17 protein-coding genes and 1 pseudogene are annotated in these 14,972 nt (G+C 62.9%); 17 read left to right on the top strand and 1 reads right to left on the bottom strand.

Features of this window, described 5'->3' with window-relative positions; translation table 11 throughout:
* The 16 genes and pseudogenes from IVB47_RS04285 to IVB47_RS04360 all read left to right on the top strand — a co-directional run.
* Positions 1–125: pseudogene (locus IVB47_RS04285) on the top strand (chemotaxis protein); the annotation flags it as partial.
* Positions 122–1,462 carry a flagellar hook-length control protein FliK gene (locus tag IVB47_RS04290; protein WP_247460053.1) on the top strand — a complete coding sequence of 447 codons (1,341 nt, stop codon included), beginning with the start codon at positions 122–124 and terminating at the stop codon, positions 1,460–1,462. The pseudogene IVB47_RS04285 and the gene IVB47_RS04290, both read left to right, overlap by 4 nt.
* Positions 1,413–1,994 carry a transglycosylase SLT domain-containing protein gene (locus IVB47_RS04295; protein ID WP_247460055.1) on the top strand — a complete coding sequence of 194 codons (582 nt, stop codon included), beginning with the start codon at positions 1,413–1,415 and terminating at the stop codon, positions 1,992–1,994. The genes IVB47_RS04290 and IVB47_RS04295 overlap by 50 nt, the downstream gene beginning before the upstream one ends.
* A 90-nt stretch (positions 1,995–2,084) precedes the next feature.
* The gene (locus IVB47_RS04300; protein WP_027570491.1) at positions 2,085–3,317 is read left to right on the top strand and encodes a flagellar hook protein FlgE; all 1,233 of its coding nucleotides are present in this window, start codon (positions 2,085–2,087) and stop codon (positions 3,315–3,317) included.
* A 34-nt stretch (positions 3,318–3,351) separates the two neighbouring features.
* On the top strand, positions 3,352–4,830 hold the full coding sequence (flgK, locus tag IVB47_RS04305) for a flagellar hook-associated protein FlgK (RefSeq protein ID WP_247460057.1): 1,479 nt from the start codon (positions 3,352–3,354) through the stop codon (positions 4,828–4,830).
* Between the two features lie 3 nt (positions 4,831–4,833).
* The gene (locus tag IVB47_RS04310; protein WP_027570493.1) at positions 4,834–5,880 is read left to right on the top strand and encodes a flagellar hook-associated family protein; all 1,047 of its coding nucleotides are present in this window, start codon (positions 4,834–4,836) and stop codon (positions 5,878–5,880) included.
* Positions 5,881–5,947: 67 nt separating this feature from the next.
* Entirely contained in the window at positions 5,948–6,292 is a 345-nt protein-coding gene (gene flaF / locus IVB47_RS04315; protein WP_027570494.1) for a flagellar biosynthesis regulator FlaF, read from the top strand.
* Complete coding sequence (flbT, locus tag IVB47_RS04320) at positions 6,292–6,702, top strand: flagellar biosynthesis repressor FlbT (RefSeq protein ID WP_027519845.1); 411 nt, start codon at positions 6,292–6,294, stop codon at positions 6,700–6,702. The genes flaF and flbT overlap by 1 nt, the downstream gene beginning before the upstream one ends.
* A 14-nt stretch (positions 6,703–6,716) precedes the next feature.
* Positions 6,717–7,133: a flagellar hook assembly protein FlgD gene (gene flgD, locus IVB47_RS04325; RefSeq protein WP_027570495.1), complete on the top strand. Its 417-nt coding sequence runs from the start codon at positions 6,717–6,719 to the stop codon at positions 7,131–7,133.
* Positions 7,130–7,396, top strand: coding sequence for a flagellar biosynthesis protein FliQ (fliQ, locus tag IVB47_RS04330; protein ID WP_018453982.1), 267 nt, complete (start codon positions 7,130–7,132; stop codon positions 7,394–7,396). The genes flgD and fliQ overlap by 4 nt, the downstream gene beginning before the upstream one ends.
* Positions 7,397–7,481: 85 nt before the next feature.
* Positions 7,482–9,563 (top strand): flagellar biosynthesis protein FlhA, encoded by a 2,082-nt coding sequence (gene flhA, locus IVB47_RS04335; RefSeq protein WP_007613922.1) that lies wholly within the window; start codon positions 7,482–7,484, stop codon positions 9,561–9,563.
* Positions 9,560–10,312 carry a flagellar biosynthesis protein FliR gene (gene fliR / locus IVB47_RS04340; protein ID WP_027570497.1) on the top strand — a complete coding sequence of 251 codons (753 nt, stop codon included), beginning with the start codon at positions 9,560–9,562 and terminating at the stop codon, positions 10,310–10,312. The genes flhA and fliR overlap by 4 nt, the downstream gene beginning before the upstream one ends.
* 6 nt (positions 10,313–10,318) lie before the next feature.
* A complete protein-coding gene (locus IVB47_RS04345; RefSeq protein WP_247460059.1) occupies positions 10,319–10,738 on the top strand; it encodes a hypothetical protein in 420 nt (139 codons plus the stop codon).
* A complete protein-coding gene (locus IVB47_RS04350; RefSeq protein ID WP_247460060.1) occupies positions 10,735–11,220 on the top strand; it encodes a rod-binding protein in 486 nt (161 codons plus the stop codon). Before IVB47_RS04345 ends, IVB47_RS04350 begins: the two co-directional genes overlap by 4 nt.
* A gap of 42 nt (positions 11,221–11,262) precedes the next feature.
* Positions 11,263–11,775: a flagellar biosynthesis protein FlgN gene (locus IVB47_RS04355; protein WP_247460063.1), complete on the top strand. Its 513-nt coding sequence runs from the start codon at positions 11,263–11,265 to the stop codon at positions 11,773–11,775.
* Positions 11,772–12,230: a hypothetical protein gene (locus tag IVB47_RS04360; RefSeq protein WP_018453988.1), complete on the top strand. Its 459-nt coding sequence runs from the start codon at positions 11,772–11,774 to the stop codon at positions 12,228–12,230. Before IVB47_RS04355 ends, IVB47_RS04360 begins: the two co-directional genes overlap by 4 nt.
* Positions 12,231–12,401: 171 nt before the next feature.
* On the opposite strand, the gene IVB47_RS04365 is transcribed toward IVB47_RS04360, so the two are convergent.
* Complete coding sequence (locus IVB47_RS04365; protein ID WP_007595845.1) at positions 12,402–13,172, bottom strand: response regulator transcription factor; 771 nt, start codon at positions 13,170–13,172, stop codon at positions 12,402–12,404.
* Between the two features lie 819 nt (positions 13,173–13,991).
* Between IVB47_RS04365 and IVB47_RS04370 the strand changes: the two genes are divergently transcribed.
* A complete protein-coding gene (locus IVB47_RS04370) occupies positions 13,992–14,960 on the top strand; it encodes a hypothetical protein (RefSeq protein WP_247460065.1) in 969 nt (322 codons plus the stop codon).
* Positions 14,961–14,972: the final 12 nt, after the last annotated feature.

Genomic DNA, 14,972 nt, shown 5'->3' on the forward strand with positions numbered 1-14,972 from the left:
CCGCAGTCGACAAGTCTCCGGTCACGCCGGCGCGTCTCGACCTGGCGTCGTCGACCGCAACGCTTGCGCGCGCGCAGAAGCAACTCGGGGAACTCGAACTTCTCACCAGGGATCGCCGTCCATGACGAAGCTCAGTGGAACCTCCGGACAGGTCTTTTCGAGTCTCGCCGAAAGCCTCAACATGCGGGGCACATCGCGCTCCGGCAAGAGCGCCGGTCCGAAGGCGCAGGCGGGCTCCTGCTTCAACGATCTGCTGCACACCGTCTCGAGTCTCGCGAAGCGGGCGCTCAACGACGAGGGCGGCGACACGGCGGTGAAAGCCGGAACGCTGCGAACGCGCCTGGCGCATCAGAGCGGGAAGGACGACGCTAGCGACGAGACGGTGCACGACCGTGCCGCGGCAGCCGAAGAGCCCGAATCCAGGGAGAAACCCACCGAGAAATCGTCCGGGAAACATGGATCCCTCGATCCTACCGAGCAGGCCGACGTCCAGAGCCGATCGAGCATTGCCGGGATCATGGGGCAGGAGATCGTCGCCGGGCCGCCGGTCGTGATGCCGCAGATGCAAGCACCGACCGGCGACAAGAAGGATTCGTCCGGGCGCGACGAGCGATCTTCCACGACGAAGCGCGACGTTCAGGCCATAGGCACGGCGAAGGCGACGACAGCCGAGCCCGCGCCTCCCGCGGCTCCAACCACCCCGCATTCGCAGACCGCGGCGTCGCACGCGACGGCTGCCGACCAGGCGACATCGCCGCAAAGCAGTGAGCCATCGCTGAAGGCAACGGCACCCGGCTTCGAGGCCGTCGCGGCCAACGTCGAGCGTGCCGCCAGGGCTTTGGCGCGGGACGCATTGCCCGGGACGACCAAGGTCACCGTGGTCCAGCAGGAGACCCATCTGCCGCCGGCGCAGTTCAACGCTCCGCAGCAGGTTGCCAACGCGGTCGTCGCCGAGTTGAAGGAATCTCCGGCACCGATGGCGTCCGCGGCTCCAGATCTTACAGCGTCCCAAACCAATTCGCCGGATCAGCCGCTCAAGATCCTGACTATCAATCTCGAGCCGCCCGCGCTCGGCAATGTCACCGTGCGCCTTCGGCTCGTCGGCAACGAAGTGTCTGTCCACCTTGCCGCCGCGCGCAAGGACACGAGCCAGATGCTGGATCAGCAGCGCGATTCGATCCGCGACCTGATGCAATCGGCGGGCTACGTCGCCGACATAGCACCCGTCCAGCACGGCTCGCTGGATGGTTTCCAGAGCGGCTCCGACCAGTCGCAGCCGCAGCTTTCGGGCCAGCAACAGCCGTCGTCCCAGTCGCAAGGCACGTTCGACGGTACGAGTAATTCGTCGGGACAAGCGGACGGCGGCGCCAAGCAGGCCCGACAGGAGCGCCCGTCCAACCAGGAGACGCGTCATGAGCAGGACGTGGCGCCGCGGATTCGTCGCGGCCCTGTTTATCTGTAACGCCGGCGCCGCGACTGCTGCGACCGACAATTCGCGCCCGTGCGAGCGCGAGATGACGCGTGCGTCCCAGCAGCACGGAATTCCGCTCGGCATTCTCTACGCGGTCGGCCTGACCGAGACCGGCCGGCGCGGCGCGCTTCATCCTTACGCGCTCGGCGCCGATGGACAGACCGTATTCGCCAAGGACATGAACGACGCGATCGCCAACTTCGAAGCCATGCGAGCTAGGGGGATCAAGCTGATCGACCTCGGCTGCATGCAGATCAACCACTACTATCACGGCGACAAATTCGTCTCGGTCCGGGCGATGTTCGATCCCGCAGGGAATGTCGACTACGCCGCGCGCTTCCTGAAGGTGCTGAAGCAGCGCGAGGGCAGTTGGACCATGGCGGTCGCCCGCTACAATGCAGGCCCCAACAACCAGCCGGCGCAGAAGCGCTACGTCTGCCACATCGTCGCGCATCTCGTCTCGAGCGGCTTCGGCGCGTGGACCGACAAGGCGCGCTCGTTCTGTCAGCCCAAGACGAGCTGACGACATGAAGTTGTGCATGGTTCCTTACCATCAGCCCCGCGCAAGCAAAACCCATCATTGTAATTGCAACCTACTTAAGGAGCCCAATCCATGAGCCTCTATGGCATTATGCGTACCGGCGTTTCCGGGATGGCCGCGCAGTCCAACAAGCTGTCGACGGTTTCGGACAACATCGCGAACGTCAACACCACCGGCTACAAGCGGGCTTCGACCGAATTCTCCTCGCTGATCCTGAAGAGCGGCTCCGGCAATTACGATTCCGGCGCCGTCGAGACCACCGTCCGCTACGCCATCAGCGACGCCGGACATACGCAATTCACCACATCGAGCACGGATCTTGCCGTTCAAGGCAACGGCTTCTTCGTGGTGTCCGACGCCACCAACACGCAGCAGTTCCTGACGCGGGCCGGCTCGTTCGTCCCGGACAGCCAAGGCAATCTGGTCAATGCGGCCGGCTACTACCTCCTCGGCCAGCCGGGGAAGGTGACTAATTTCTCACAGAACAGCCTGTCGGGAATGCAGATCGTGAACATCGCCCAGGTCTCGCAGGTGCCCGTGCCATCGACGGCGGGAACGCTCACCACCGGCAATCTGGATCCGACGGCAGCACTTATTGCCGGTCCGCCCGGTCCGGGCGCGTACTCGTCGAAAAGCTCGATCGTGGCCTACGACAATATCGGCCAGCCCGTTAAGGTCGATCTCTATATGTCCCATACCGCGACAGCGGCGGGCTTGGACACCTGGCAAATCCAAGCCTACAACTCGACGACGGGCGCCACGCTCGGCGCGACCGGAACTTATACCTTCGACACGACGACGGCCGGAAAGGGCGCGCTGGCCGCAGCGAGCGCCACGACGCTTGCATTTCCGGTCACCGGCGGCGCGACCGTGACCCTCGACTTGTCGAACATGACGCAGGTCGGCACCAACTTCAGCTTCAAGGCCACTGTCAACGGTAGCGTTCCGTCGGCCATCGATAAGGTCGACGTTGACCAGAACGGGTACGTGACCGCCGTGCTCAAGAACGGTCAGCAGCTGACGCTCTACACGCTCATGCTCGCCGACGTGGCGAGCCCCGATAATCTGACGCCCGAGCCGGGCAACGTCTATTCGACCAACCAGAATTCGGGCAACGCTCAGGCCGCGAATGCCGGCACCGGTGGGCTTGGCACGATCCAGTCTGAAGCGCTGGAAGACTCCAACGTCGATCTCGCGGACGAGCTCACCGGGATGATCGAGGCACAGCGTGGCTTCACCGCGAACTCGAAATCGTTCCAGACCGGCGCCGACCTGCTCGACGTCGTCGTCAACCTGAAGCGCTGAATCCTTCTGCACTCGTCCCGGCCAAGAGTAGACCATGTCCCTTACCGCTGCTCTCGACTCCGCTCGCGCATCGCTCATGGCGTCGGGCATCCAGTCGTCGACGATCTCGCGCAACATCGCCGGTGCCAGTGCCGCCGGCTATTCGCGCAAGATCGCCGTATTGGACAATCTCCCCGGGGCCGGCGTTTACGTGGCGGCGATCCAGCGCGCCGCCAGCTCGGGGCTCTACGACAATGTCTTGACCGCAACCTCGACGTCGGCCAAGCAGAGCGCGATCCTTGACGGTCTCCAGAAGATCGCATCTGCCACGGTGGACGATCCGGAACTCGACCAGTCGCCGACGGCGCAGCTCAACGCGCTGAAGAAGGCGCTCCAGCAATATGCCAACGCCCCGGACAACACCACGCTGGCGCAGGCAGCGGTGACGTCCGCCAAGGACATGGCGATCGCGCTCAACCAGGCGACCCAAACCGTGCAGACGGTCCGTGAGGGCGCGGATGCCGACATGCAAACGTCGGTTCAAAACATCAATCGGTTGCTCTCCCAGTTCCAGACCGTCAACACCGCGATCGTGAAGGGGACGATCTCCGGCGACGACATCACCGACTACCTCGACCAGCGCGACAGCATCGTCTCGCAGATGTCACAGGAGGTCGGAGTGTCGATGTCGCTCCGTCCTAACGGGGACGCGGCGCTCTATACCGACAGCGGCGTCGTGCTGTTCGACAAGATAGCGCGAACGGTGAGCTTTGCGCCGACGAACGCCTATACGGCCGGCACCACCGGCAATGCCGTCTATATCGACGGCGTTCCGGTAACCGGCGCCAATTCCGTGATGCCGCTCAAGTCCGGCAAGCTTGCTGGCCTCGCGCAGCTGCGCGACAATGATACCGTTACTTACCAGAGCCAGCTCGACGAAATCGCGCGCGGCCTGGTCGATGCCTTCAAGGAAAGTGACCAGTCGCCTGTTCCGACGCTGCCCAACGTCCCCGGTCTCTTCACCTATCCCGGCGCGCCGGCGATGCCGGCGAGCGCCACCGTCTTGGTGGGCCTCGCTGGTACGATTTCCGTTGCTGCATCGGTCGATCCGGCCCAGGGCGGCAATCCCAATCTGCTGCGCGACGGTGCGATCGGCGGCAACGTCGCATACCAATACAATACCGTCGGCAATGGCGGTTACTCGGCCCGGCTGCAGCAGCTCATCGGCGCCATGGATGCGTCGCAGCCGTTCGATGCGACCACGCAAGGCAAGCCGAGCGGCAGTTTGATCGACTTCGCGTCGTCCTCGACGAGCTGGATCGAAAACCAGCGCAAGACCGCCGACTCTAACGGCACCTACCAGAAAACGTTGCTCGACCGCAGCACCGCGGCGCTGTCGAACGTCAGCGGCGTCAACATGGACGACGAGATGTCGTTGATGCTCCAGGTCGAACGCACCTATTCGGCCTCGTCGAAGATCATCTCGACCGTCGACGAAATGTTGCAGAGCCTGCTGGCTGCCGTGGGAAATTAAGTCATGATGAGCGCGAACTACATCTCGACCTTGATGCTGTCTTCGTCGTTGAGGTCCTCGATCACCAACAATCAGGCCGCGCTGGCCAAGGCCTCGAAGGAAGCCACCACCGGCCGCTTCGCCGATGTCGGCCTCGAGCTTGGCGCCACGACGGGAGGCGACGTCACCCTGCGGGCGGACCTAAGCTTTGCCGATCAGCTCGTCGATACCAACGGGCTGGTCTCGGGACGCCTGGACATCACGCAGAGCCGGATCACCCAGCTTGGTTCGACCGCAACGGACTTCCTCAAGGACCTGATCGCGGCTCGCAGTACCGACGGCGGCGGGCGGATCATCCTGCCGCCTGCGTCCTCCAACCTCCAGGATCTGATTGGCGCGCTGAACGTCTCCTATAACGGCTCGTCTCTCTTCGCGGGCATCAACACGCAGAACACGCCGATCACGGCCTACACCGCGGGCTCGGCCAGCAAGAACCAGGTCGATGCCGACTTCCTTGCGACCTTCGGCTTCTCGCAATCATCGCCCAGCGTGAACACCATCACCCCGGCCCAGATGCAGACCTTCCTCGACACCACCTTCGATGCGGAGTTCGCGAGCCCGGCCTGGAACACCAATTGGTCATCGGCGACCGACCAGGTGATGCAAAGCCGTATCTCCACGACGGAGATCGCAGATACCTCCGTCAGCGCCAATCAGACAGGTTTCCGCAAGCTCGCCGAGGCCTACACCATGATGGCGGATCTCGGGAACGCGAACCTGGACCAAGCGACGTTCCAAGTCGTCGTGGACAAGGCCATCGGCCTTGTCGGAAACGCCATCACCGACCTTGCGACCCTCGGCGGTGACATCGGCACGGTCCAGCAGCGGATCACCTCCGCAACCGACAAGCTGAAGACGCAGCAGGACATTCTGAACAATCAGATCGTCGGTATAGAGAAGGTGGACCCGACGGAAGCCTCCGTCAGGGTCAACACCTTGCAGACGCAGATCCAGACGGCGCTTGCGCTCACCTCGCAACTCCAGAAGATCAGCCTCATCAACTATCTCTGAGTCCAGCTCCTTCGTAAGGCGCGTAACCCTTGTCTTGTTGTTCGGTCTCCTGCGCAGAGTTGTCCTGATGACGTTTGAAGCCTATGAATCGGTCGTCGACGAGAGCGGCTATGAGGCGCGGGGCCGCGAGCGGCAGGCGCTCAGCCTCGGCATCGACCGGCTCGAGCGGATCCAGGAGGACCGCTTCAGCCTCGAGGATCTGGTCGAGAGCCTGCTCTATGTGCGGCGGCTGTGGACGATCTTCATCGAGGATCTCGCGCATCCGGAAAACGGGCTTCCGGAAAAGCTGCGCGCCGACATCATCTCGATCGGGCTGTGGGTGGTCAAGGAAGCCGACCGCCTTCGCGAAGAAAAGTCGAACGACGTGATCCAGCTCATCGAAATCAACCGCCTGATCCGAGACGCACTTTGATGAAGATATCCTTGCGTGCGGGCGAACGGGTCTACATCAACGGCGCGGTGCTGCGCGTGGACCGCAAGGTCTCCGTCGAACTCGTCAATGACGTGATGTTCCTGCTCGAAGGGCAGATCATGCAGGCCTCCGACGCCACAACTGCGCTGCGGCAGCTCTATTTCATCGTCCAGCTCATGCTGATGAATCCGACCGACGTTCGGGACGCCTCGGCTCTCTACGGGCAGCATCATGCCGCTCTGCTCGCCGTGTGCGAGAGCCAGGAGATGCTGGTCGGGCTTGGTGCGGTCGACGACCTGGTAGGGGCGAGCCGTTACTTCGAGGCGCTCAAGCGGATTCGAGCACTGTTTCCGGTGGAGCAGGCCATCCTGGCCGGCGCCAAGATCGATTCCCCATTCGAGGCTGCCTGACAGCGGAGAGCGACATGAACGTCACCAGCGCGACCGATAGCACCAGCAAGTCGTCCAGTTCGACCAGCTCGACGACGTCGAGCACCGGCGTCGACTACAACACGTTTCTTCAGCTCCTCGTCGCGGAGATGAAGAATCAGGATCCGACCAATCCGATGGACACTTCGCAATATATGAGCCAGTTTGCGCAGCTCTCGTCGGTCGAGCAGGCGATGCAGACCAATACCAAGCTCGACGCTCTGCTGTCTTCGCAGTCGCTGTCGCAGGCCAATGGACTGATCGGAAAGACCGTCAGCTTCACGGACTCGACCGGAGCAAGCTTCAGCGGCAAGGTCGCTTCGGTCTCCATCAACAGCGACGGCTCCATCGCGACACTCGAGAACGGTACGAAAGTCGCGATCGGCCCCGGTCTCACGATCAGCCAGTCATGAACGAACGGGATGCCCTCGACATCGTCCAGGCGGCGATCTGGACCATCATCGTCGCCTCCGGGCCTGCCGTCGGTGCCGCGATGCTGGTCGGCACCATCATCGCGCTGATCCAGGCGCTGACCCAGATCCAGGAGGTGACGCTGACCTTCGTTCCGAAGATCATCGTCATTCTCGTGGTCGTTGCCGTCTCCGGCTCCTTCATCGGAGCCCATCTCTCCACCTTCACCGAGATGGTCTATTCGCACATCGAGCGCGGCTTCTGATCCGGGCAGTCCCGGCTGCCCCTGCCACCACCCCCGCGTAAGCTTTGCACGGCAGATTACGGGCCGGATCCTCTGCCGGTGACCCATGACGGATACGTTAGCTGCTAGCCTGCCGACCCCGCGACGATTGGGCGCCGACGCCTTTTTCGCAGGCGGCATCGTGGCCATGCTCACGATCCTGTTCCTGCCCATACCGCCGATCCTGATCGATCTCGGCCTCGCATTCTCGATCGCGCTGTCGGCGCTGATCCTGATGGTCGCGCTGTGGATCCAGCGTCCGCTCGATTTCTCGGCCTTCCCGACCGTGCTCCTGATCGCGACGATCCTGCGGCTTGCACTCAACGTCGCAACGACCCGTCTCATCCTGTCGCGCGGCGGGGAGGGGGAAAACGCCGCGGGCCATGTCGTTGCCGGTTTCTCGAAGTTCGTCATGGGTGGTGACTTCGTCATCGGCCTGATCATCTTCGCGATTCTGGTCACGGTGAACTTCGTCGTGATCACGAAGGGCGCAACGCGTATCGCCGAAGTCGGCGCCCGTTTCACTCTGGATGCCATCCCCGGCAAGCAGATGGCGATCGACGCGGATCTGTCCGCGGGCCTGATCGACGACAAGGAAGCCCAGCGCCGGCGCCGCGAGCTGGAAGAGGAGAGCGCGTTCTTCGGCGCCATGGACGGCGCCTCGAAATTCGTCCGCGGCGATGCCGTCGCCGGCCTGATCATCACCGCGATCAACATTTTCGGCGGTATCATCATCGGCGTGACGCATCACGGATTGACGCTGGCACGCGCCGCCGACGTCTACACCAAGCTCTCCGTGGGCGACGGTCTGGTAACGCAGATGCCCGCGCTGATCGTGTCGCTGTCGGCGGGCCTGCTCGTCTCGAAAGGCGGCACCAGAGGTTCGGCCGAGCAGGCGGTGTTGCGCCAGCTCGGCGGCTATCCGCGCGCGGTGTCGGCCGCCGCGCTGATGATGTTCGTGCTCGCCTTGATGCCGGGGCTGCCGACGGCGCCCTTCCTGCTGCTCGGCGGCGTCATGGCTTTCGTCGGATACTCGCTGCCGAGGCGGCAGGCAGCCCTGAAGCAGAAGGAAGATGCTCGCAAGGCCGACGAACGCGCCCAGGTCGATGCCAAGGAGTCCGTCAAGGAATCGCTCAAGACCGCGGAGATCGAGCTGGCGCTCGGGGGCCACCTCTCGGTCCATCTGCTGGGCTCGCGCAACGAGCTGGCGCACCGCGTGGCCAAGATACGCAAGAAGTTCGCCAAGCAGTACGGCTTCGTGGTTCCCGAGATCAAGCTCACCGACAATTTGTCGATCGATCCCAAGGGATACCAGATCCGGATCCACGACACCCGCGTCGCCCAGGGCGAGCTCAGGCTTGGCGAAGTGCTGGTGCTCGTCGACAAGGATGGCAAGCCCGACGTTCCCGGCGAAGAGGTGATCGAGCCGGCCTTCGGCATGAAGGCGCTGTGGGTGACGGACGCGTTCACCGACGAGGTCAAGCGCCAGGGCTGCAAGCCGGTCGACAATCTCTCGGTGCTGCTCACGCATCTGAGCGAAGTGATCAGGGCCAACCTCGCCCAGCTCCTGTCCTACAAGGACATGCGCGGCCTGCTCGACCGGCTCGATCCCGAATACAAGCGCCTGGTCGAGGATCTCTGCCCGTCGCAGATATCGTATTCGGGGCTGCTGGCGATCCTGAAGATCCTGCTGGCCGAGCGCGTGTCGATCCGCAACCTTCATCTGATCCTCGAAGCCATCGCCGAGATCGCGCCCCATGTGCGGCGCTCCGAGCAGGTGGCAGAGCATGTGCGTACACGTCTTGCCCAGCAGATTTGCGGCGATCTCTCCGACAACGGCGTGCTCAACGTGGTCCGTCTCGGCAACCGTTGGGATCTCGCGTTCCACCAGAGCCTGAAGCGCGACGCCAAGGGCGACGTCGTCGAATTCGACGCCGATCCGCGCCTGATCGAGCAGTTTGCGACCGAAGCCAGCGCCGCGATCCGCAAGTTCACCGAGAACGGCACCAGCGTGGTGCTGGCGGTGACCCCCGAAGCGCGTCCCTACGTCCGGATGATCCTGGAGCGGGTCTTTCCGACCCTGCCGATCCTGTCGCATGTCGAGGTCGCGCGCAGCACCGAGATCAGGGCCCTCGGAGCCATATCGTGATCAGCGGCCTCACCGATAGTGTGCTGGTGACGTTCATCGTGTTCTGCCGCATCGGTGCCTGCCTGATGCTGGTGCCCGGCTATTCCAGCGTCAACGTTCCGGCCCAGGTCCGCTTGTTCGTCGCGCTCGTCACGACGTTTGCGCTGACGCCGATCCTGATCGCCGTCCTGAAACCACTTACGGACAACGCGGCGCCGCTGACGCTCGTGCTGCTGATCTGTTCCGAGCTCGTGGTCGGCAGCGTCATCGGGCTCGGCGGTCGCGTGTTCTTTCTCGCACTCCAGACCATGGCCACCGTGATGGCCAGTGCAATCGGGCTGAGCAACATCCCGGGGACGCCGGTCGGCGACACCGATCCGGCGCCGGCCCTGGTGCCGCTGATCATGACGTCCGTCACCACGCTGTTCTTCATGACCGACCAGCACTGGCAGGTCCTGCGCGGGCTGATGAACTCCTACGACGTCTGGCATCCCGGCGACCGGCTCGGCGGCAGCATGCCGCTCGACCAGCTCGTCGGAAGGCTGTCGGAGGCATTCGTGCTGACGCTGCGGATCGCCAGCCCTTTCATCGTCTATTCGGTCGTCGTCAACCTGGCGGTCGGCCTGATCAACAAGCTGACGCCGGCGATTCCCGTCTATTTCATCTCGGTACCGTTCGTGCTGTTCGGCGGCTTCCTGCTGCTCTACCTCACCAGCGACGAGCTCTTGACGCAATTCATGCTTGGCGTCTCCTCGTGGCTGGCGGAGTGATCGGCCATGACGTCGCGCGCGGACAAGCTCGGCCGGATGGTCTCGCTCGTGAAGCTCCAGCTCCGGCTGTCAGAGTGGCAGCTCGCGCATCTGCGGCAGCAGGAGCGCAGCTTGCACGATGAACAGGAATGGCTGGTCGGAACTCTCAACGAGGGCAAGCCGCCGGCGGGATCATCGAGCGAATCGATCGCGCGGCGTCTGACCAGAACCAGCGTCGGCGCGCGTGCGATTCAGGCGCAGGCCTCGCAGCAGCTCGACCAGGTTCGCGCGGAGAGCCGCCGTGTGAAGCAGTTCGAGCAGGTCGCGAAGGCGGCGCTCGCGGACAAGCTTCGCGACGCCGAGAAGCGATCGCTCGAGGAGATGACGGGAACAAGCCTCACCGTGCGCGAGTGGACGCCACGGCAAGCCAATCGGACCAAGACATGATCGTGACAGCGACACCCGACCTCGTTCTCGACGTCCTCGATGCTGCCGATCCCGCGACGCAGCGCGCGGCTACCGCGAAGCTCGACGCGTTGAAATCATCGGACGCGGATTTCGCCGCCACGATGGACGCGGAGGTCGGCAAGGCGAAGGCCAAGACGGCTGCTGCCGATCAATCCGCGACGAAGGTTTCGGAACCGCAGTCGGGCGCGGTGAACGGGGCGCCGGTGCAGGTGATCAAGGCGCCGGCATCCGGCGAGGTGTACCGCAAGTTCGAGGCCTTCATCCTCCAGACCTTCGTCGAGACGATGCTGCCGAAGGAGTCCGAGGAGGTCTTCGGGAAGGGCACGGCGGGCGGCGTCTGGAAGTCGATGCTGGCGGAGCAACTTGGTGCGCAGTTGGCAAAGGGCAAGGGCATTGGCATTGCCAAGCAGCTTGCTGCCGCGCATCCGGCGGGACCGGACGCTACGGGCAAGGCCGGATGATGATTCGGGAATGGGTGACAGAAGTTGAAGGGTGAATTTCCTATGCAGGCACAAGAAGGCGCGGCGGCCATGGTGATGGAGCAGCCGGCCGTGGACACCGAGGCGATGACGACGGCGGCCATGTCGGGGGATGCCCTGTTGCCCGTGCTGCTGCCGAATGTCGGTGACGAGGTGGCGAACGACGGTGCGGAGGCGGCGAGATCGGACGAGGTGCGCGGCCTGTTGGCTGCGATCCGCCGGCTCGAAGGCATCGTCGAAGAGGAGACGGCTGCGCTCGCGACGGGCAAGAAGATCGACTTCGACGAGTTCAGCGCCCGGAAGAGCCGGAGCATGCTGGAATTCGTCCGCCTGATGCGGGCACGAATGCACCTCGGCGGCGAGGTCGAGATCACCGAGGAGGTCCAGCGGCTGCGCGAGAAGCTCGAGCGAAACCGTTCCATCCTCGAAATGCATTACGATGCGGTGCGCGAGGTTGCGACCATCATCGTCAAGGCCATCAAGGACGCCGAGTCGGACGGCACCTATACCGGTCGCGCAGCACAGGACCGAAAATGATCAGACTCGTGCTGGCCGGGCTCTGGGTATGCATCCTCACCGCGGGAACGAGCTATGCCGTGGCCTATTGGAAGGAAAATGGCAGCCTGCTGCCGGCAAAGGACGAATATCTTGACGGGCTGCAGTACCAGAAGACGCGGGCGCTGAGCGTGCCGATGGTCGAGAGTGGCAACGTGCAGGGCTACATCGTCGCGCGCTTCGTCTATACCGTAGAGGCGCGGACCATGCACCAGCTCAACGTTCCGCCCGAGCCGTTCGTCGTCGATGAAGCCTTCCGCAGGATCTATGCCGACGACCGCCTCGATTTCAGAAAACTCGCCCGTTACGACCTCTCCATCCTCACGACGGCCATCAAGCAGCGTGTCAACGAGCGAATGCAGGCCGAAGTCGTCCAGGACGTCCTTGTCGAGGACTTCAATTACGTGTCGAAGGAAGAATTCCAGCAGAAGCCCTAGGGCATTACCGGTTCTGATTGAATCAGAAGCGAGCCTCTAGAATATACTTGCACGCGAGCCGCAGCGCCGGTACTGCCGCGCTCTATTCGCCGTTGACGTCAGAAACTACAACGGCTTCTGCGAAGGTGGTTCGCAGAGGCCGTTGTCGGTTTCGTGGCAGCGCCCTGCCGATCAGTTTCCGGCCGGATACGCCACTGGGGCGGTATGCGCCCTGTTCAGCAGAATGCCGACTTCGTCGAGCTCCTGCATCGGCACGTCGATGGTCTCGCCGGCCGGGATGTCGAGGCGGTATCCGACGTAACGTCGGGCCACGATCGCATCGAAGCCGAGGCGGTCGCGGAGCTTCTTGCGCAGTTTGCTGACGTGGCTCTCGATCACGCTCTCGTCGAATGTCGCTTCGAAGATGCCATAGACCGCGTTGAAGATCTGCGTCTTGGTGACCCACTTGCCGTGGTTGCTGACCATATATTCGAGAATGCGCAGTTCGCGGCGGGGCAGGGTGAGGGCGTGGCCAGCGATCTCGGGGTCACGTCCGTTGAAGAAGACCTGGATCCTGGTCTCGCAGGGCCTCGGCAGTTCCCCGACCCGGCGGCGCGCAATCGCGGCCGTTCGGGCGAGGATCTCGCGGAGGTGAATCGGCACGTGGACGACGTCATCGACGCCCGACTCGAAGAGCTCCAGCGTGTTCTTGAGCATCTTCTGGCCGCTCATGGCGATGATAGGGGCCGAGGAGCGCTTGCGCATCGCCCGCGGCAGGCTTCCGCGGGTGTCGCAATCCCCGAGGAGGAAGGCGTCCACCGCGGCCAGATCCGATTCACTCGCAGATTGCAGCCAGTCCCAGAATTCTCCGGAGGAGAAGCCGATCGACGATACACCTTCGCGAACGAGCCCTCCGACATAGCTGTTCGTGACGCTCTCGCGATCATCAACGATAATATACATCAGTTTTTCGCCCCTGTTTCGCACTTGTTTCGGCCGGTTGTTTGTTGTGATGCCCGGCTCGGCAACTGTGCTGTTTGACGATATTCCATCCCGCGAACCGTTATTATGGTTTCGATATTCGCGGGCAGCCCTACGCATTCAGTGCCTGCGTCTCGCAGGCCTGCTACTTCGACTCGATACTGAACGCTTACTGCGTGAGGCTCGGCGGGTGTTTTGCGGATCACCTCGCGGAGCGGATTGAGAAAGCGACCTAGAACAGTTGCGCCAAGTTGCTCATTGCATCCGAACGCTACTGTACTGTGTCAATCCCCTCGCCAACTGGCGAGAATCACTTGAGTAGGACCGTAACAATTGCCGATTTCCGATCAAGCGTGCGCAACTAAGCGTTTGCTACACGTGCTTGATGCTGTTGGTTTGGTTCGAGTTGTTTCTTTGTATATTCAATCGCATCAGTTGATTTGGAATTCGAACTAGTTTTGCACCCTGGCGGTTCTAAAGTTCCGCATCCCCGTATGATTACAGCTATTTCGGGTGGTGCTGCGGTTCAGGCACATTGATGGCTTTTCAACCCGGGATTGACTCTCGTCATCGCGTTTCCACGTGCGACAATTCGACTCATGTATGGCGAGGCGACTCCAGCTTGGCGAAATCTTGGCGAGGGTGTGTCTTTCGAGTCGCACTCTCGCCACGTGCGTGACGCGTTTGACTCATGTGACGCCGCATCGCGCGTGATGAGAAGTTTTCGATGCGCACGTTTCAGGCAAGCTTCGGCAAATAATGTCACCGTTCGACAGATCGAACCGAACGGAGCATTCTCGCATGTTGTCCGATGGACAAGTTCGTCCCAACGCGACCGCCGATGTTTCCGCAGCGGCGAAACCGGCCGCGGAGACGCGCGATGCCAGAGACAATGCGGCGCCGACGGCCAAGCCCACTGCAAATACCAAGCCTGCCGCGAATACCAAGCCCGCTGCGAGCACCAAGCCTGCGTCGGCAGCAGCGAGCGATGAAACTCTGGCGAAAGAGGCGCTCGAGGGTCTGAAGCGTATTCGCGCCAAGGCGCGCCTCGACAAGATGGCAATCTCCAAGCCTACGCCCATCGTGATCAAGCCGGCCGTGATCGTGGCCAAACCGCCGCCGCCGCGCCCGACATGGGTCGTGCCGCTCGCGACATTGGCGGTCGCTGCGATCCTGGTCATCTGTGCCTGCACCGGCGTGATCGCCTATCTCACCACGCAGCCCGCCCAGAGCAACGTCGCGGCCAATACTGAGATCAGGAACCTGCGCGAGACGGTGGCGCAACTGCGCAGGCAGGTGTCGGGCGTGTCCGACAATCTCGACGGCCTGCGCACCGCGGTCGATCAATCGAGCAAGGCGACCAATGACCGTTTTGGCCGGTTTGGCGAAAATCTGGATCGCATCGAACGGGTGAGCTCGTCCTCTACGGTGAAGCTCGACAAGCTTGCCCAGGTGCAGGCCCAGGCTCCGGCGCCCGTCGCCACACAGCCAATGCCAATGATGGCCTCGGCCGCTACGCCCGAGATCACGGGATCGGTAGCACCGTCCGAGCGCATCTCGGCGCCGCGCAAGACGGTCAAGGGCTGGTCGGTCCGCCAGGCCTATGAGGGGATTGCGATCCTGCAAGGCCCGAACGGCGTCGTCGAGGCGGTGTTGGGACAGCAGGTGCCCGGCCTGGGCCGTATCGAGGAGATCAAAAACGAGAACGGACGTCTGGTGGTCGAGTCCAGCGGGGGCGTCATCTATTCGTCACGCAAGGCCACGCCCTGATCGAGGGCCACT

It is taken from the genome of Bradyrhizobium sp. 62, assembly GCF_023073035.1.
Lineage (GTDB): Bacteria > Pseudomonadota > Alphaproteobacteria > Rhizobiales > Xanthobacteraceae > Bradyrhizobium.